The organism is Pseudomonas sp. Root329 (genome assembly GCF_001424925.1).
In the GTDB taxonomy this organism is placed as follows: domain Bacteria; phylum Pseudomonadota; class Gammaproteobacteria; order Pseudomonadales; family Pseudomonadaceae; genus Aquipseudomonas; species Aquipseudomonas arabinosi.
The window spans coordinates 355841-372747 of sequence record NZ_LMCV01000001.1; the positions used below are offsets into that span (position 1 = coordinate 355841).

The following is a 16907-nucleotide window of genomic DNA, read 5'->3' on the forward strand; positions in this document are numbered from 1 at the left end:
CGCCATTTACGGGCGGGTTTCATCCCGATTGCTGGACGTCTGAGGCCAGGGAGGCCACGCGTTTTCTGATACAAGTCAAAGTGGATTTGGCTGAGCTGTTATTATCCGCCGTATCTATTCAGTACGGATTGATCCATGTCCTCTCGCGAAATCCGCATCGCCACCCGTAAAAGTGCACTCGCCCTGTGGCAGGCCGAATACGTCAAAGCCCGTCTGGAAGAGGCCCATCCAGGTCTGCTCGTGACGTTGGTGCCCATGGTCAGTCGCGGTGACAAATTGCTCGACTCGCCACTGTCGAAAATCGGCGGCAAGGGCCTGTTCGTCAAAGAACTGGAAACCGCGCTGCTGGAAAACGAAGCCGACATCGCCGTGCACTCGATGAAAGACGTGCCGATGGACTTTCCTGAAGGCCTCGGCCTGTTTTGCATCTGCGAGCGAGAAGACCCGCGTGATGCCTTCGTTTCCAATACCTACGCCAGCCTGGACGAATTGCCGCAAGGCAGCATCGTCGGCACCTCCAGCCTGCGCCGTCAGGCCCAGTTGCTGACCCGTCGTCCGGACCTGGAAATTCGCTTCCTGCGCGGCAACGTCAACACGCGCCTGGCCAAGCTCGATGCCGGCGAATACGACGCCATTATCCTCGCCGCCGCCGGCCTGATTCGTCTCGGCTTTGAAGATCGCATCACCTCGGCCATCAGCGTCGACGACAGTCTGCCGGCCGGTGGCCAAGGCGCGGTGGGTATCGAATGCCGCAGCGTCGACAGCGAAATTCACGCGCTGTTGGCACCGCTGCATCACCAGGACACTGCGATCCGCGTGACCGCCGAACGTGCTCTCAACAAACATCTGAATGGTGGCTGCCAAGTGCCGATCGCCTGCTATGCCGTGCTTGAAGGCGAGCAGATCTGGTTGCGTGGTCTTGTCGGTGATCCGAACGGCGGTCTGCTGCTCAGCGCCGAGGCTCGTGCGCCACGCAGCGACGCCGAAGCCCTGGGCGTGCAAGTGGCTGAAGACCTGCTGAGTCAAGGCGCCAACGACATTCTGAAAGCAGTCTACGGCGAGGCAGGTCACGAGTGACGGGCTGGCGCCTGCTGCTGACGCGTCCCGCGGATGAGTCGGCGGCGCTGAGCAGTCTTTTGGCTGAAAAGGGGATTTTCAGCAGCAGTTTGCCGCTTTTGGAGATCGAGCCGATTTCTGTCTCTGACACAATGCGCGAGGTGATTCAGGGACTGGATCGCTATTGCGCGGTGATCGTGGTCAGCAAGCCTGCCGCCAGAATTGCTGTGGATCTGCTCGACCGGTATCGGCCGCAACCCCCTCGTTTGAAGTGGTTCAGTGTGGGCGCAGCCACCGCGCAGATCCTCGAGGATCGCGGGTTGGACATCCGCTTTCCGGTGGATGGCGATGACAGCGAAGCCTTGCTTGAACTTCCTCAGTTGCGCGAGGCAATCGCGCGGCCCGGTCCACGTGTGCTGATCATGCGCGGGGAGGGCGGGCGCGAGTTGCTGGCTGAGCGTTTGCGCGAGCTTGGTGCTAGTGTCGAGTATCTGGAGTTGTACCGCCGCGACCTGCCGCACTACCCGCCGGCAGCGCTGCCTGACCGGATCGAAGCGGAACGCTTGAACGGGCTGGTGGTCAGCAGTGGACAGGGTTTTGAGCACCTGCATCAATTGGCCGGCGATGCCTGGCCGCAATTGGCGCGGTTGCCGTTGTTTGTTCCAAGCCCCAGGGTCGCCGAGCTGGCACGTGCCGCCGGGGCCCAAACAGTTGTGGATTGTCGTGGCGCCAGTGCCGCGGCCTTGCTGACGGCGTTACGGGAGCATCCCGGACCCGTTCTCTAATGCAAAGGATGGATACGTGAGCGAAACAGCCTTGCCTAAAGATGACGTCAAGCCAGTGCTCGATGCACCGGTTGAAGCACCGGTTGAAACCGGGCCACCTGCAGCAGTGCAGCGCCGAGGCAATGGGCTGGCAATCGTCGCGCTGTTGCTGGGCGCAGCCGGTGTCGCGGTCGGCGGTTGGGGAGTCTGGCAGGTGCGTCACCTGCAAGCCAATACTCAACTGCAGTTGAGTCAAGTCCAGGCATTGAACGATCAGGCGCAGGACCTGAAGCTCAATGAGCAACGCCTGACTGCTCGCCTGGAACAAATGCCTGCCGCTGCCGAGCTCGACGCGCGCAGTCGTTTGGTTACTCAACTTCAAGGCGATCAGCAACGTTTGAATCAACGTCTGGAAACGGTTCTCGGCGCCAGTCGCAAGGATTGGCGTCTGGCCGAGGCCGAGCACCTGCTGCGTCTGGCCAGCCTGCGTCTTTCCGCGTTGCAGGACATCAGCAGTGCCCAGGCTTTGGTGCAGGGCGCCGATGAAATTCTGCGCGAACAGAACGACCCGGGCTCTTTTGCCGCTCGCGAGCAAGTGGCCAAAACGCTGGTGGCATTGCGTAGCACCCAACAGCCGGATCGCACCGGTCTGTTCCTGCGACTGGGAGCGCTACGCGATCAGGTGATCAGCCTCACCGAGCTGGCACCTGAGTACAAGGACCGTGGCGAATCCCTGTTGGGTCTCACCGCCGATGGCGACGGCGCCAGTCGCTGGGCGCAATGGTGGGATCAGGTCTCGCGCTACATCCGCATTGACTTCAATGCCGACAAGAATGTGCGTCCGTTGCTGACCGGGCAGAGCCTGAGCCAGGTGCGCCTGGCCCTGAGCCTGGCACTGGAGCAGGCGCAATGGGCCGCGCTCAATGGCCAGTCCGCGGTTTATACCCAGGCGCTTGCCGAGGCGCGGGACGTGCTCAAGGGCAACTTCAACCCGGACAACCCTCAGAGCAAAGTGATGCTTGAGCAGGTTGGCGAGTTGAGCAAGCAACCGGTCACCGTCGTCACGCCAGACCTGACCGGCACGCTGAGTGCGGTTCAGGGGTATCTGGAGCGGCGTAATGTCAACGCCGAGGACTCGATCAAACCGATGGCCAAACCTGCTGCGGACACCGCTCAGGAGATGACGCCATGAAACGCCTCTATGTGATCGTGTTCCTGGTGATCGCTGCGGCTGCCGCGCTCGGTCTGGCGATTGCCGAGCATTCCGGTTACGTGCTGATCGCCTACAAAAGCTTTCGCTATGAGTCGAGCCTGTGGGCAACCCTGGCGTTGGTCGCCGTGCTGTGGCTGGTGTTCTGTGGCATCAAGGCGTTGATCGAATTGGTGACGACCTCCAGCGGCGTGGTCAATCCCTGGTCGCGGCGCAATCGCAGTCGCCGGGTGCAGGTGGCGATTGAACACGGTCAGCTGGATCTGGCCGAAGGTCGCTGGGCCAGTGCGCAGCGCCATCTGCATCGGGCTGCGGAAGCCGAGCGCCAGCCGTTGCTTTACTACCTCGGCGCTGCCCGGGCCGCGAACGAACAAGGTCATTACGAGGAAAGCGACAACCTGCTGGAGCGCGCTCTTGAGCGACAACCCCAGGCAGAGCTGGCGATTGCCCTCAGCCACGCTCAATTACAGACTGACCGCGGCGATACCGAAGGCGCCCTGGTGACCCTGCAAGCCATGCACGAGCGTCATCCTCATAACGTCCAGACCCTGCGCCAGTTGCAGCGCTTGCACCAACAGCGGGGCGACTGGTCGGCGGTGATTCGTCTGCTGCCGGAGCTGCGCAAGGACAAGGTCCTGCCGTCGGCCGAACTGGCCGAACTGGAACGCCGGGCCTGGGGTGAGAACCTGTCCCTGGCGGCGCATCAGGAAGAAGACGGGACGGTCGGCTTGCAATCGCTTAATCGCGCCTGGCAGCAGCTGACCTCAGCGCAGCGTCAAGAGCCGCAACTGGTGCTCGCTTATGCCGAGCAACTTCGGCAGCTGGGTGCTCAGATCGAGGCCGAAGAGATCCTGCGAACGGCGCTCAAGCGCAACTACGACAGTCATCTGGCGCGCCTCTACGGACTCGTTCGCGGTAGCGATCCGGCACGTCAACTGCACACCGCCGAGAGTTGGCTCAAGGAACATCCGGCCGACCCAAGTCTGTTGCTGACCTTGGGGCGCTTGTGTCTGCAAAGCAGCCTTTGGGGCAAGGCCCGGGACTATCTGGAGAGCAGCCTGCGAGTGCAGCGCAACCCGGAAGCCTGCGCGGAACTGGCGCGGCTGCTGGCGCAGCTGGGCGACACAGAACGCAGCAATCAGCTGTTCCAGGAGGGCTTGGGCTTGTTGGACGAGCGCTTGCTGGCGGCACCGTTGCCGGTTCCTGTTCACGCTTGAAGAGTGGACGACGGGTCGCTCGAAGGAGCGATCCCGTTGCCTGCAAACTGCCGGAATTTTACCTTTGTAGTCCGTCAATGGCTGAGTCCTACAGAGGACTACACCTAATCCTCTCGTTCCTGTCGGGATTTCCCTACACTTCTGTTGAAGTGTCCCCGCTGACCTGCCTTGAAAGGCTGCAGCGCTTTCCTCTACCGTAACCGCCTGTCTCTACTGTTACGGAAATGCCATGTCTTTGGCCTGCTCACGCTCCTTGTTTTTCATGGCTTTCATTGCAGGTGCCCTGGCCCTGGGCGTGTCCTATTACCTGGAATATGCGGTCGGCCTCAAGCCTTGCGGGTTGTGCCTGTTGCAGCGCTTTTGCCTCGCGTTGCTCACAGGCATCTGTCTGGCGGCTTCGGTGCATGGGCCGGGCCGCTTCGGGTCTTTCCTGTATTGGATGCTCGGGCTGTTTTGCAGTCTGGCGGGTACGGTCACGGCGTGGCGGCAGGTATTGCTGCAGAGCGATCCCATGCATCAGCTGTTGACGTGCTCGCCCAATCTGGCAGTTCAGTACGAGGATATGCCTTGGTTGTGTCAGGCCACGCAGATGTTTAAAGGGGAGGCCGAGTGCGCGGAGATTTCCTGGACACTGTTCGACCTGAGTATTCCTGAATGGAGTCTGCTGTTCTTCATGGCAATGACAATTCTGGGAATTTATCAGCTGCTGCGCGTTGTCTGGAAAGCCTGTCTGCGACCGCTCAGCGGCGGTTCGTCGCACCGGGCGCTGGCGGGTGATTAAACACTTGTATGAACTTTATCTCCTGCGTACCTTGAAGCCATTGTCGCGCGGGCATAATCTGGCCCGCACGTGTCATTGGAATTATGTTGCTCGAATGACGCTCTGCCTGGCCGATACTTGACCTTCAAGTGTGGCGACGGGTGTAGGGCAGCATGACCCACAAGGGAAGAGAGATCACCATGCTCGAAAGTTGTCAGAATGCTCAGGAACGTTGGGGTGGAGTGCATCTGCTGATCGATCGCTGGTTGCAGGAGCGTCACGAACTGGTTCGGGCCTATGATGCTCTCGGCGCCAAGCCTGAGGCGTTGGGTGAGAACCGCAAGCCGTTGCAGGAATTCTGCGGCGTGCTGGTCGATTACGTGTCTGCCGGGCACTTCGAGATCTACGAACAGCTGACCGGCGAAGCCAAAGCGTTTGGTGATACTCGCGGGCTCGAGTTGGCCGAGACCATCTACCCTCGTATCGATGTCATCACCGAGAAGCTGCTAGCGTTCAATGACCTGTGTGATGCAGGTCAATGCGTGGCAGAGAAATTCAAAGAGCTGGGTGGCCTGTTGCACGAACGCTTCGAACTGGAAGACTGCCTGATCGAAGTGCTGCACACCGCTCACAAGGAAGAGGATTCGGTTCAGGCTTGAACCTCCTTCCTGCAAGACCTCCAAAAACGGTGCGCTATGCGCGCCGTTTTTCGTTTCCGGTATTCAGCTGGTGGCACCGCGCAATTCAACTTCGAATACCAGCGGTGTGAACGGCGCAATCAGGTCGCCGGCACCCTCGGCGCCATAGGCTTCGGCCGATGGAATCACCAGGCGCCATTTCGCACCGACCGGCATTTGCTGCAACGCACTGCGCCATCCGCTGATCACGCTGTCGAGACTGAACCACTGCGGCTGACTATTCTGATCGAACACCGTGCCGTCGGGAAGGCGACCGATATACAGCACCTGGACTTTGCCGTTGGGGCCAGCTTTGGCACCCGTGCCTGGCGCCAACTCCGTTAGCAATATTCCATCGGCCAGTTCACGAACGCCCGGTCTGGCTTTTTCCTTGGCGAGAAAAGCCTGCTCTTTTTCGAGGGCGATTTCACTTTGCGGCGTGCTCGGCTGCAAGGCGACCTGGGCTTCGTGCTCGGCAAGAATTTGTTCGATCTGCTCATCTTTCAGCGCCAGGGGTTTGCCTTGATAGGCTTGTTGCAAGCCTTCGATCAGCGCCTGAAGTTGCAGATCGGGAACCTCCAGGCGCAGGCGTTCGCCGAGGCTTGCGCCCAGGCTGTAAGAGAGATCATGAGTGTCATTTTCTTTGGATTTTTCGGCGGCCTGGGCCACGGAAAAAAACACGCACAGTGATAAAAAAAGGTAGCGCGACATGGGCACTCTCCGACCTGAGATGCGGGGGATTATGCCAGTGTGAATGCGCTCGACGGTGAACTGGTTTTACGCAGGCGCAGAAGAATTTCAATCCGTTGCAACGTCGCGCTTTGGATACTGTCAACATGCCCTAGCGGCGGTAGCAGCAGAGGTCTAGTATGAGCCGCACCCACGTCAGCCAGGAGGTAAACCATGTCGGCCACCAAGAAGCCTGTAAATACTCCGTTGCACTTACTCCAACAACTCTCGGGCAGCTTGCTCGAGCATCTGGAAAACGCTTGTTCCCAAGCCTTGGCTGATGCTGAAAAACTGCTCGCCAAACTGGAAAAGCAACGCGGAAAAGCGCAAGAAAAACTGCACAAGTCCCGTACCAAATTGCAGGACGCTGCGGCGGCCGGCAAGGCCAAGGCACAAGCCAAAGCCAAGGGCGCAGTGAAGGAGCTTGAGGACTTGCTCGATGCCCTCAAGGATCGTCAATCCGAAACTCGCAGCTACATTCTGCAACTCAAGCGCGATGCTCAAGAAAGCCTGAAACTGGCCCAGGGCGTCGGTCGTGTACAAGAGGCTGTCGGCAAGGCGTTGTCCCTGCGTTCGGCCAAGCCTGCTGCGGCTCCTGCCAAGAAAGCCGCTGCCAAACCGGCTGCTGCAAAAGCACCGGTCAAGTCTGCCACCAAACCGGCTGCCAAAGCACCGGTGAAAGCCGCAGCAAAACCTGCCGCTAAACCTGCGGCAAAAAAACCAGTCGCTGCTAGCGCTGCAAAACCGGCTGCAAAAACAGCCGCCGCCAAACCTGCCGCCAAGCCAGCCGCTGCCAAAACAGCTGCCGCTAAACCGGCTGCAAGAACCGCTGCTGCTAAACCGGCGGTGGCGAAAACTGCAGCGGCTAAACCAGCTGCCAAACCGGCCGCAAAACCAACGGCTAGAACTGCCGCTGCGAAACCTGCTGCCAAGCCTGCCGCGAAATCAGTCGCGACTAAAACTGCTGCCAAGCCAGCTGCAAAACCAGCGGCAAAAGCTGCAGCCAAACCGGCTGCCAAAACTGCTGCTGCAAAACCTGCCGCAGCGAAACCAGCAGCCAAACCTGCCGCTGCCAAACCGGCTGCAAAACCAGCCGCCAAGCCAGCTGCAAAACCAGCAGTGAAAAAACCGGTTGCCGCCAAGCCGGCCGCCGCGCCAGTTGCCAGGCCAGCCAACCCGGCTCCGGCAGCAACGTCTGCTTTAGCAGCAGCCACCTCGACAGCCACGCCAGCGCCAACGCCGGCCGCCGCATCGATCGCAGCAACCACCCCAACCAGCGCTTCTTAAGTGCTGCTTACCGCGACGCGCAGCTGATGCAGCGCGTCGCGGTCCAGGTGGACGGCGCCTGCCGTTACACCTTCCAGCCAGGCCGATAGATCGGTCGCCTCACCCTGCGGCCAACTCAGTGCCGATCGTTCCAGTCGCACCAACAGATGTCGCTCGGCTTCCAGTTCGAGTGCCTTCACTTGCTCGCGCAACGCATTCAGTTCGCCATCGTCGGCGGCAACGACTTTCCAATTCACCCGCAAGGCTCGCAGCGGGCGCACCACGTCTGCGTCCCACGGCTCGGCCACGCTACGCAGTTGCTGCAATCGGTGTTCGTTACAGGCGACGCCACGTTCTGCCAGCCACAGCCCGCAGAGCAGCAAGCACACATTGATACCCGACGACTGCAATTTCAGGCAGGCGGGTTCAACGCCGGGACGGGCGTAAGTACTAAGGGAAAAGCTCCACAGGTCAGAGGACATAGTGCTACTCGCGCCAGTTGCGAGCGAAGCTGGTAGACTCCGCCGCCATTATGATTCGACTTCAGAACCTGACTTTACAGCGTGGCCCTCAACGTCTGCTAGAAGACGCTGAGCTGACCCTGCACGCCGGCCACAAAGCCGGCCTCATCGGTGCCAACGGCGCCGGCAAATCGAGCCTGTTCGCCTTGCTTCTGGGTGACCTGCACCCGGACTCGGGTGATTGCTTCTTGCCGGCGGACTGGCGCATCGCCCACATGCGCCAGGAGATCGACACCCTCGATCGCGTGGCGGTCGACTATGTGCTCGATGGCGACCTGCGCCTGCGCGAGGTGCAACGCGACCTCGCCGCAGCCGAAGCGGCCCATGACGGTACCGCTCAGGCCCGCCTGCACTCGGAACTCGACAGCGCCGACGGTTACACCGCCGACGCCCGGGCCCGAAAGCTGCTGGCCGGCCTTGGGTTCACCAATGAACAGATGGATCGCCAGGTAGGAGATTTCTCTGGTGGTTGGCGGATGCGTCTGAACCTGGCGCAGGCTTTGATGTGCCCCTCGGACTTGTTGTTGCTCGACGAACCGACCAACCACTTGGACCTCGACGCCATCATCTGGCTCGAAGAATGGCTCAAAAGCTACCCCGGCACCTTGATGCTGATTTCCCACGACCGGGACTTCCTCGATGCCGTGGTCGATCACGTGGCCCACGTCGATCAGCGCAAGATCACCCTGTATCGCGGTGGCTACAGCGCCTTCGAACGCGCCCGTGCCGAACGTCTGGCCCAGCAACAGCAGGCCTACGAGAAGCAGCAGGCGCAACGTGCGCACATGGAAAGCTACATTGCCCGCTTCAAGGCCCAGGCCACCAAGGCCCGTCAGGCCCAGAGCCGGATCAAGGCGCTGGAGCGGATGGAAGAGCTGTCCGCCGCCCACGTCGATTCGCCATTCGATTTCGTTTTCCGCGAATCAGTAAAAATCTCCAGCCCGTTGATTGACCTCTCCGACGCCCGACTGGGTTACGGCGAGCGGGCCGTGCTGGAGAAGGTCAAGCTGCAACTGACCCCCGGTGCGCGGATCGGTTTGCTGGGCCCGAACGGTGCCGGCAAATCGACCCTGATCAAAAACCTTGCCGGTGAACTCGAGCCGTTGTCCGGCCGCCTGACCCGTGGCGAGAACACCGTCGTCGGCTACTTCGCCCAGCATCAACTGGACTCGCTCGACTCCAAGGCCAGCCCGTTGCTGCACATGCAGCGCCTGGCGCCGACCGAGCGCGAGCAGACCCTGCGCGACTTCCTCGGTGGTTTCGACTTCCGCGGTGCGCGGATCGATGAGCCGGTGCTGAACTTCTCCGGTGGCGAAAAGGCCCGCCTGGCGCTGGCGTTGATCGCCTGGGGCCGGCCGAACCTGTTGCTGCTCGACGAACCGACCAACCACCTGGACCTGGAAATGCGCCTGGCGCTGACCATGGCCCTTCAGGAATTCAGCGGCGCGGTACTGGTGGTCTCCCACGATCGTCATTTGCTCAAAAGCACCACCGATAATTTTTATCTGGTGGCGGACGGCAAGGTCGAGGAATTCGACGGCGACCTGGAAGACTACACCCGTTGGCTGGTGGACTACCGCCAGCGCAACGCCCCGGTCAACAATACGCCGGTCAATCCGGACAAGACCGACAAGAAGGCCCAGCGCCAGGCGGCGGCCGCGTTGCGTCAGCAACTGGCACCGCACAAGCGCGAGGCTGACAAGCTCGAAGCCGAGCTGGGCAAGCTGCACGAGAAACTGGCGAAGATCGATACCAGCCTCGGCGACAGCGACATTTACGAGCCGGCGCGCAAGAACGATTTGCGTGATCTGCTGGCCGAACAGACCAAGCTGAAGGTCCGTGAAGCTGAGCTGGAAGAAGCCTGGATGGAAGCGCTGGAACTGCTTGAAAGCATGCAGGCGGAGCTGGAGGCGCTGTCCTGATGGAAGCCTTCACGCTGCCGCTGCCGGCTGTGTGGGGCGAGCCAATTTGGTTCGTCGTGCAAATCCTGCTGATCCTGTTGGCGGGTTACTTCGCTCAACGCTTCGTCGCTAAATGCCTGACTCGCCTGGGTGAGCGCTACCCGTTTCCACCACAGCTGCTGATGCCGCTGCGCGGTGGTCTGCGCTGGCTGATCATGGGCAGCGCGCTGATCTTCGTGCTGGAACGCCTCGGGGTGTCGGCGACGGTGCTCTGGACCGCGTTGTCCGGGTTTGTCGCGGTAGCGGCCGTGGCGTTCTTCGCCATGTGGAGCGTGCTCTCGAATCTGTTGTGCGCAATCCTGATCTTCACCGTCGGCCCGTTCCGCCTCGGCGACGTGGTCGAGTTGGTGGACACCACCGACAAGCCCGGCGTCAAAGGCCGGGTCGTTGCGATCAATCTGCTCTATACCACGCTGATCGAAGCTGAAGAACTCGGTACCGGCAGCGCCATGGTGCAAGTGCCCAACAGCCTGTTCTTCCAGCGCTCGGTTCGACGCTGGCGCGGCAGCGATGTATTCCCTTCCAACGGTTTCGAAAAATAAGCCTTCTGTTGCCTGACATATCGCTTTCGTCGGAACGCCGCCCGGAGCAGGCTCGCTCCCACAGTAGATCCGTGGCGCTCACAAATTCCATGTGGGAGCGAGCCTGCTCGCGAAAGGGCCCTCCAGCTGTAAACGCTGGTCGGTCGTCGCCCTGTCCTGCAAAAAATCGGTAGTCATCGGCCCAAAGCCGCATTAGCTTAGACGTCTGTCACGAGTCTGAGTCGAGGTGTGCGATGGTGCTTCAAACATGGCTGGCGTTTTTTGCCGCCTGCTGGGTGATCAGTCTGTCTCCCGGTGCCGGCGCCATTGCGTCGATGTCCAGCGGTCTGCGATACGGTTTCTGGCGCGGTTATTGGAATGCCCTGGGCCTGCAACTGGGCCTGGCGCTACAGATTGCGATTGTCGCCGCGGGTGTCGGTGCAATCCTCGCGGCGTCGGCCTCCGCTTTCTACGCGATCAAATGGTTTGGCGTGGCCTATCTGGTTTACCTGGCGGTCAAGCAATGGCGCGCGCTGCCCAATGACATGAGCGACGACGCGGCTGTCCGGCAAATCGGCAAGCCGATGGCGCTGGTGTTCCGGGGTTTCCTGGTGAACGTCAGCAACCCCAAGGCGTTGGTGTTCATGCTCGCGGTGCTGCCGCAATTCATTGATCCGCATGCACCGCTGGTGGCGCAGTACCTGATCCTCGGTGTGACCATGATCTGCGTCGACCTGATCGTCATGGCCGGTTACACCGGGCTTGCATCGAAGGTGTTGCGGATGTTGCGCACGCCCAAGCAGCAGAGACGCATGAACCGCACATTTGCCGGGCTGTTCATCGGTGCAGCGGCGTTCATGGCGACATTGCGTAAAGCCGTGGTTTAAACACACTCAGGTGCAAAAAAGGCGACCCTCGAGGTCGCCTTTTTCATGTCCGGAACCGCACAGAACCAGCAGCGCATGCGAACAAAGCTTGAGTGAAAGTCATTGGAAGTGAACAATGTGTTACTTCGTATTACCAATTGAGATTCATTCATGACTGCCCCGTCCCGTTTCCTGGCCTGGCTGATGTTGCCGTTGTTCGCCCTGTGCAGTTTCAACCTGCTGGCCGACACCGTGGAAGGCGCGCCACAAGCGCTGCATTTGCTCGATTACATCGGTGCGGATTACCCGGGAACGGTGCAAGCGGGCAAGGTCATTAATGAGTCCGAATACCAACAGCAGCTGGACTCCATCAAGGCGCTGCAAGGCTTGATCGCCGCGATGCCGGCCAAATCGGAAAAAGCCGGGCTGGATCAGGGCGTCAGCACGCTGCGCAACGCGATCACTGCGCGTCAGGACGGCGCGGACGTCGGCCGTCAGGCACGGCAACTCGGCGCCAAACTGGCGGTGACCTATGAAGTCAGCCAGGCGCCGATCATTACGCCGGATCCGACCCGTGGTGCGCCGTTGTACGCTCAGCATTGTTCGGTGTGCCACGGCGACGCGGGTGCCGGGGATGGCCCGGCGGGTGTTGGTCTGATACCGCCACCGTCCAATCTGCGTGATGCGGCGCGGTTGGATCACCTGAGCCTCTACGCGATCTACAGCACCTTGGGCCTCGGTGTCGAAGGCACCGACATGCCGGCCTTCGCCGATCAGCTGGACGATCGTCAGCGGTGGGACCTGGCGACCTACATCGCCAGCTTCAGCGCCGATCCGGCTGCTGCAAAATCTGAAAAGACCTACAACATCGCCGACCTGGCCCGTCAGACTCCCGCAGAAGTGCAGGTTGCCGAGGGGCCGCAAGCGGCGGCGACCTTCCGTGCGCAGCGAGCGCAACCGCTGCAGGTCAAGCGTGGCCCGGCACAGTTGCTCGACTACACCGCCGCAACGCTGGACAAGAGCATCGCCGCTTACCGTGCCGGTGATCACGATCAGGCTTATGACCTGTCGGTGGCGGCTTATCTGGAGGGTTTCGAACTGGTCGAAAGTTCTCTGGATAACGTCGATGCCAACGTGCGTAAAGACACTGAAAAATCGCTGATGGCTTACCGTCAGTCGTTGCAGGACGGTTTGCCGGTGGCCCAGGTTCAGGAACGACTGGATGCGGCCAAGACCAAGTTGAAGACGTCTGCCGGTCTGCTGGGCAGCGATGGCTTGAGTTGGTCCCTGAGCTACATCTCCGGTTTGTTGATTCTGTTGCGCGAAGGTCTGGAAGCGATTTTGGTGCTCGCGGCGATTCTCGCGTTCCTGCGCAATACTGGCCAGCAATCGGCGGTGCGCAGCGTCAACGTCGGCTGGGGGCTGGCGCTGCTGGCCGGTCTCGGGACTTGGGCGCTGGCGGCGTACGTGATCGATGTCAGCGGTTCGCAGCGCGAATTGCTGGAAGGTGCGACGGCGTTGTTTGCCGCCGTCATGGTGCTCTGGCTCGGCGTGTGGATGCACGACCGTCGTCACGCGGCGGCCTGGCAGGATTACATCAAGAGCAACCTGGTGGGCGACGGTGGGCGCTTCGGGTTTGCGACGCTGGCGTTCTTCTCGGTGTATCGCGAGCTGTTTGAAGTGATTTTGTTCTACGAGACCTTGTGGCTGCAGGCAGGTCCGGCGGGCCATAACGCGGTGTTGGCTGGTGGCGCGACGGCGTTGGTGTTGTTGGTGGGTCTGGCTTGGGTGATTCTGCGTGGCTCGGCGAAGCTGCCGCTGTCGCTGTTCTTCAGTATCAACGCCGGTCTGTTGTGCGCGTTGTCCGTGGTGTTTGCCGGGCATGGCGTGAAGGCGTTGCAGGAAGCCGGGATTTTCGGCACCCGGCCGGTGCCGTTCTTTGACTTCGACTGGCTGGGGATCCACGCTGATGCGTATTCGCTGAGTGCGCAGGCGGTGGCGATTATCGCGATCATCGTGCTGTATAGCCGTAGTCGGCTGGCTGAGAAGCGGCGGGTGCCGGTTTCCTGATCCGAGTGATCCTCAAGAGGTAAAAACATGCGTGTCTGGATCGATGCCGACGCCTGCCCCCGGGCGGCCAAGGATCTGGTGGTGAAGTTCGCCCTCAAGCGCCAGTTCGAAGTGGTGCTGGTGGCCGGACAGCCGCAGATCAAACCGGGTTTGGCCCTGGTGAAGTTGATCGTGGTGCCAAGTGGTCCGGATGCCGCCGACGACTACCTGGTGGAATACGCGGTCCCCGGCGAATTGGTGATCTGCAGCGATGTGCCGCTGGCCGACCGACTGGTGAAAAAGGGCGTTGCGGCGCTGGATCCACGGGGCAAAGAGTTCGATGCGCAGAACATGGGCGATCGGTTGGCGGTGCGTAACCTGTTCACCGATTTGCGTGAACAGGGGCAGATGAGCGGCGGGCCAGCGCCGTTTGGCGAGCGCGAGAAGCAGGCGTTTGCCAATGCGCTGGACCGGATCCTCACGCGGCTTTCCCGCAAAGCCTGAGCCGAGCTCGGATCAATGTGGGAGCGGCGGTGCGACGATTCGACTTGCTCGCGAAGAGGCCCTGACATTCAACATTGATGTCGACTGACACTCCGCCTTCGCGAGCAAGCCCGCTCCCACATTTGAACTGTGTCAGGCGTCGTTTTCGTGGGTCAGTTCCAGAACGCGGTCGACCAGTTTGTTGATGCCTGACGCCGCTTCGCTGATCGATTGCGCCAGCATGTAAGCCGGGGTGCTGACCAGTTTGCGTGCTTTGTCTTCAACGATGTCAGTTACCGCGCAGTCGGCGTGTGTAGCGCCCATCTTGTTCATGGCGGCGGCAGTATCGGCGTCGTTGCCGATGGTGCAGGTCACGCCCGGTCCATAGATCTTCGCTGCGAGCGCCGGCGAGATGCAGATCAGCCCGACTGGTTTGCCGGCCTCGGCAAAGGCTTCAGCCAACGCCAGGACTTCCGGTTGCACGGTGCAGCCGGCGCCTTCGACGGCGAAGTTCGACAGGTTCTTGGCCGCCCCGAAACCACCCGGAACAATCAGCGCATCGAAGTCTTCCACGTCCGCTTCGCGGATATCCTTGATGTTGCCTCGAGCGATCCGCGCCGACTCCACCAGTACGTTGCGCGACTCGGGCATTTCTTCGCCGGTCAGGTGATTGATCACGTGCAGCTGCGCGATGTTCGGTGCGAAACACTGCACCTGAGCACCCCGCTGGTCCAGACGCAGCAGGGTGATCACGCTTTCGTGGATCTCGGCGCCGTCGTACACGCCACAGCCGGATAGGATCACTGCAATTTTTTTGCTCATGGGCTTTTCTCCAGATTCATGGCGTTAAATGTCCACTAATTTGTCACTCGTTGCCATAGGGTTAATTCGCGGCTACACCTAGGATCTGTCCTCAAGATTCCGATCAGGGCGCGTCATGGACTTCATTCTGTATGCGGTGCCGTTTTTCTTTGTGCTGATTGCCGTCGAACTGCTAGCCGACCGTTGGCGCGGAGTGAGCAATTATCGCGTGGCTGACGCGATCAACAGCATGAGCACCGGCGTGCTGTCGACCACCACCGGGCTGTTGACCAAAGGCGTCGGCCTGGTGACGTATGCGTTTGCCCTCAAGCACCTGGCGCTGTTCGAACTCTCGGCTGGCAGCGTTTGGGTCTGGGTTTTCGCCTTTGTCCTCTACGACTTCTGCTACTACTGGCTGCATCGCATGGGCCACGAACGCAACATCCTCTGGGCGGCGCATTCGGTGCATCACCAGAGCGAGGATTACAACCTGTCTACGGCGCTGCGCCAGACCAGTACCGGCTTCCTGTTGAGCTGGATTTTCTATCTGCCGATGGCCGTGCTCGGCGTGCCGCTGCTGGTGTTCATCAGCGTCGCCTCGCTGAACTTGCTGTACCAATTCTGGGTGCATACCAAACACATTCCCAAGCTCGGCTGGTTCGAGTGGTTCTTCGTCACGCCGTCCAATCATCGGGCTCACCATGCACAGAACGCTCTCTACATGGATCGCAACTACGGCGGGGTGTTCATTATTTGGGACCGTCTATTCGGCTCGTTCCAGGAAGAAGACGACAACGAACCGGTGATTTTCGGCGTGACCACGCCGCTGGCGAGCTGGAATCCTTTGTGGGCGAACGTGCAGTTCTACGCGCAGCTGTGGGATGACGCACGGCGTGCACAAAGTAAATGGGACAAGCTGCGCATCTGGTTCATGCGCACTGGTTGGCGGCCGGCGGACGTGGCGGCCAAGTACCCGATGAACAAACCAGACCTGAGTCAGTTCCGTAAATTCGAGGTGCGGCTGGATGGGCGTCAGCAGCTTTACGTCGTGTTGCAGTTTTGCGTCTACATCGCGCTAGGCAGCTACTTGATGAACCTGGAGCAGAGTTTGCCAACCGCCGCGCTGGTACTCGGCTGGAGTGCCGTGGCGCTGGGTTTGTTTACGTTGGGCGTGGCCCTGGAGAATCGCCCGTGGGCGCTGAAGCTGGAGCTGCTGCGCCTGGCGTCGAATGTGCCGTTGGTGTGGCTGGCACCGGTCGTTGGGCTATGGCCGGCCAGCGCGGCAGGCTGGGTCGGCCTGCTGAGTTACAGCCTGCTCAGTGGTATCGGTCTCTACTGTTGCAGAAACCGTTTCACTCGACTGGCGTCTTAGTCTCGACAGATTTGGCCCGTTCAGCCTGCTCGTCGGCGTAGATCTTCTTCGCCAGACGGGCGTTCTTGAGGCGACGGCGCAACCATAGGCAAAAGCCCAGTATCAGCAGGGCGCCGAGCACCCACAGCTCGTACTTCTTGACGCTGCCGAGCAGGCCTTCGAGCACCGCGCCGAAGTGATAGGCGGCGGCAGCCAGCGCGGCGGCCCAGATCGCGGCACCAATCCCGTTGAGCAGCAGATAACGTCCTGGCGGATAGCCCGACAGGCCGATCGCCACCGGCATCACCGTGCGCAGGCCATAGACAAACCGGAAGCTCAGCACCCAGATGTCCGGGTGCTTGCGGATATGTTCCAGCGCCCGATCGCCCATCATCTGCCAACGCGGTTTGCGTGCCAGCAACTTGCGGCCGTGCTTGCGCCCCAGGAAATACCACAGCTGATCGCCGGCATAACTGCCGAGGAACGCCACGATCATGACCACTTTGAGGTCCATGTATCCGCGGAACGCGAGGAAGCCTGCGAGCACCAGAATGGTTTCGCCTTCGAAAAACGTGCCGAGAAAGAGGGCGAAGTAGCCGAATTCCTGAAGAAATTGTTGGAGCATTGTCTGGATGCTGGCGAAATGAACGCGCAGCCTAACCCTTCGGGAACATT

At 60.6% G+C, this 16907-nt stretch carries 17 protein-coding genes; 13 read left to right on the plus strand and 4 right to left on the minus strand.

Annotated elements, in window-relative coordinates:
* Positions 1 to 135 precede the first annotated feature (135 nt).
* The 6 genes from hemC to ASC74_RS01665 all read left to right on the plus strand — a co-directional run bounded on the left by hemC (position 136) and on the right by ASC74_RS01665 (position 5666).
* A complete protein-coding gene (gene hemC / locus ASC74_RS01640; RefSeq protein WP_056738742.1) occupies positions 136 to 1077 on the plus strand; it encodes a hydroxymethylbilane synthase in 942 nt (313 codons plus the stop codon).
* Positions 1074 to 1841, plus strand: a complete 768-nt coding sequence (locus ASC74_RS01645) for a uroporphyrinogen-III synthase (protein ID WP_056738743.1) — start codon at positions 1074 to 1076, stop codon at positions 1839 to 1841. Before hemC ends, ASC74_RS01645 begins: the two co-directional genes overlap by 4 nt.
* Before the next feature lie 16 nt (positions 1842 to 1857).
* Positions 1858 to 3012 carry a uroporphyrinogen-III C-methyltransferase gene (locus tag ASC74_RS01650; RefSeq protein WP_056738745.1) on the plus strand — a complete coding sequence of 385 codons (1155 nt, stop codon included), beginning with the start codon at positions 1858 to 1860 and terminating at the stop codon, positions 3010 to 3012.
* On the plus strand, positions 3009 to 4247 hold the full coding sequence (locus tag ASC74_RS01655; RefSeq protein ID WP_056738748.1) for a heme biosynthesis protein HemY: 1239 nt from the start codon (positions 3009 to 3011) through the stop codon (positions 4245 to 4247). Before ASC74_RS01650 ends, ASC74_RS01655 begins: the two co-directional genes overlap by 4 nt.
* Before the next feature lie 229 nt (positions 4248 to 4476).
* Positions 4477 to 5028 carry a disulfide bond formation protein B gene (locus ASC74_RS01660; RefSeq protein ID WP_056738750.1) on the plus strand — a complete coding sequence of 184 codons (552 nt, stop codon included), beginning with the start codon at positions 4477 to 4479 and terminating at the stop codon, positions 5026 to 5028.
* 179 nt (positions 5029 to 5207) lie between these two features.
* Entirely contained in the window at positions 5208 to 5666 is a 459-nt protein-coding gene (locus ASC74_RS01665) for an Rsd/AlgQ family anti-sigma factor (protein WP_046045098.1), read from the plus strand.
* A 63-nt stretch (positions 5667 to 5729) separates the two neighbouring features.
* On the opposite strand, the gene ASC74_RS01670 is transcribed toward ASC74_RS01665, so the two are convergent.
* A complete protein-coding gene (locus ASC74_RS01670; RefSeq protein ID WP_056738753.1) occupies positions 5730 to 6395 on the minus strand; it encodes an FKBP-type peptidyl-prolyl cis-trans isomerase in 666 nt (221 codons plus the stop codon).
* A 192-nt stretch (positions 6396 to 6587) separates the two neighbouring features.
* On the opposite strand from ASC74_RS01670, the gene ASC74_RS31910 reads away from it, so the two are divergent.
* Positions 6588 to 7700, plus strand: coding sequence for an AlgP family protein (locus ASC74_RS31910; protein ID WP_082555746.1), 1113 nt, complete (start codon positions 6588 to 6590; stop codon positions 7698 to 7700).
* Here the strand turns inward: ASC74_RS31910 and ASC74_RS01685 are convergent.
* Positions 7697 to 8161, minus strand: a complete 465-nt coding sequence (locus ASC74_RS01685) for a TIGR02444 family protein (protein ID WP_056738757.1) — start codon at positions 8159 to 8161, stop codon at positions 7697 to 7699. The genes ASC74_RS31910 and ASC74_RS01685 overlap by 4 nt on opposite strands.
* Before the next feature lie 50 nt (positions 8162 to 8211).
* Between ASC74_RS01685 and ASC74_RS01690 the strand changes: the two genes are divergently transcribed.
* From ASC74_RS01690 to ASC74_RS01710, 5 genes are all read left to right on the plus strand, one after another.
* A complete protein-coding gene (locus ASC74_RS01690) occupies positions 8212 to 10122 on the plus strand; it encodes an ATP-binding cassette domain-containing protein (RefSeq protein WP_056738760.1) in 1911 nt (636 codons plus the stop codon).
* On the plus strand, positions 10122 to 10703 hold the full coding sequence (locus ASC74_RS01695) for a mechanosensitive ion channel family protein (RefSeq protein ID WP_056738763.1): 582 nt from the start codon (positions 10122 to 10124) through the stop codon (positions 10701 to 10703). Before ASC74_RS01690 ends, ASC74_RS01695 begins: the two co-directional genes overlap by 1 nt.
* Positions 10704 to 10936: 233 nt before the next feature.
* Complete coding sequence (locus ASC74_RS01700; protein WP_033060657.1) at positions 10937 to 11569, plus strand: LysE family transporter; 633 nt, start codon at positions 10937 to 10939, stop codon at positions 11567 to 11569.
* Between the two features lie 150 nt (positions 11570 to 11719).
* The gene (locus tag ASC74_RS01705; protein WP_056738765.1) at positions 11720 to 13618 is read left to right on the plus strand and encodes a cytochrome c/FTR1 family iron permease; all 1899 of its coding nucleotides are present in this window, start codon (positions 11720 to 11722) and stop codon (positions 13616 to 13618) included.
* 27 nt (positions 13619 to 13645) lie between these two features.
* Positions 13646 to 14101, plus strand: a complete 456-nt coding sequence (locus ASC74_RS01710; RefSeq protein ID WP_033060654.1) for a YaiI/YqxD family protein — start codon at positions 13646 to 13648, stop codon at positions 14099 to 14101.
* A 132-nt stretch (positions 14102 to 14233) separates the two neighbouring features.
* Here the strand turns inward: ASC74_RS01710 and elbB are convergent, their stop codons facing one another.
* Positions 14234 to 14902 carry an isoprenoid biosynthesis glyoxalase ElbB gene (elbB, locus tag ASC74_RS01715; protein ID WP_033060653.1) on the minus strand — a complete coding sequence of 223 codons (669 nt, stop codon included), beginning with the start codon at positions 14900 to 14902 and terminating at the stop codon, positions 14234 to 14236.
* A gap of 115 nt (positions 14903 to 15017) precedes the next feature.
* Between elbB and ASC74_RS01720 the strand changes: the two genes are divergently transcribed.
* On the plus strand, positions 15018 to 16253 hold the full coding sequence (locus ASC74_RS01720; RefSeq protein ID WP_056738767.1) for a sterol desaturase family protein: 1236 nt from the start codon (positions 15018 to 15020) through the stop codon (positions 16251 to 16253).
* Here the strand turns inward: ASC74_RS01720 and ASC74_RS01725 are convergent.
* Entirely contained in the window at positions 16234 to 16857 is a 624-nt protein-coding gene (locus tag ASC74_RS01725) for a DedA family protein (RefSeq protein ID WP_056738769.1), read from the minus strand. The genes ASC74_RS01720 and ASC74_RS01725 overlap by 20 nt on opposite strands.
* Positions 16858 to 16907: the final 50 nt, after the last annotated feature.

Excerpts from the sequence above, each read along its gene's own strand:
- ASC74_RS01660 (WP_056738750.1), top strand. The coding sequence starts at position 4,477 with ATGTCTTTGGCCTGCTCACGCTCCTTGTTTTTCATGGCTTTCATTGCA.
- ASC74_RS01685 (WP_056738757.1), bottom strand. The coding sequence starts at position 8,161 with ATGTCCTCTGACCTGTGGAGCTTTTCCCTTAGTACTTACGCCCGTCCC.
- ASC74_RS01665 (WP_046045098.1), top strand. The coding sequence starts at position 5,208 with ATGCTCGAAAGTTGTCAGAATGCTCAGGAACGTTGGGGTGGAGTGCAT.
- ASC74_RS01720 (WP_056738767.1), top strand. The coding sequence starts at position 15,018 with ATGGACTTCATTCTGTATGCGGTGCCGTTTTTCTTTGTGCTGATTGCC.
- ASC74_RS01725 (WP_056738769.1), bottom strand. The coding sequence starts at position 16,857 with ATGCTCCAACAATTTCTTCAGGAATTCGGCTACTTCGCCCTCTTTCTC.
- elbB (WP_033060653.1), bottom strand. The coding sequence starts at position 14,902 with ATGAGCAAAAAAATTGCAGTGATCCTATCCGGCTGTGGCGTGTACGAC.
- ASC74_RS01700 (WP_033060657.1), top strand. The coding sequence starts at position 10,937 with ATGGTGCTTCAAACATGGCTGGCGTTTTTTGCCGCCTGCTGGGTGATC.
- ASC74_RS01705 (WP_056738765.1), top strand. The coding sequence starts at position 11,720 with ATGACTGCCCCGTCCCGTTTCCTGGCCTGGCTGATGTTGCCGTTGTTC.
- hemC (WP_056738742.1), top strand. The coding sequence starts at position 136 with ATGTCCTCTCGCGAAATCCGCATCGCCACCCGTAAAAGTGCACTCGCC.
- ASC74_RS31910 (WP_082555746.1), top strand. The coding sequence starts at position 6,588 with ATGTCGGCCACCAAGAAGCCTGTAAATACTCCGTTGCACTTACTCCAA.
- ASC74_RS01670 (WP_056738753.1), bottom strand. The coding sequence starts at position 6,395 with ATGTCGCGCTACCTTTTTTTATCACTGTGCGTGTTTTTTTCCGTGGCC.
- ASC74_RS01695 (WP_056738763.1), top strand. The coding sequence starts at position 10,122 with ATGGAAGCCTTCACGCTGCCGCTGCCGGCTGTGTGGGGCGAGCCAATT.
- ASC74_RS01655 (WP_056738748.1), top strand. The coding sequence starts at position 3,009 with ATGAAACGCCTCTATGTGATCGTGTTCCTGGTGATCGCTGCGGCTGCC.
- ASC74_RS01690 (WP_056738760.1), top strand. The coding sequence starts at position 8,212 with ATGATTCGACTTCAGAACCTGACTTTACAGCGTGGCCCTCAACGTCTG.
- ASC74_RS01710 (WP_033060654.1), top strand. The coding sequence starts at position 13,646 with ATGCGTGTCTGGATCGATGCCGACGCCTGCCCCCGGGCGGCCAAGGAT.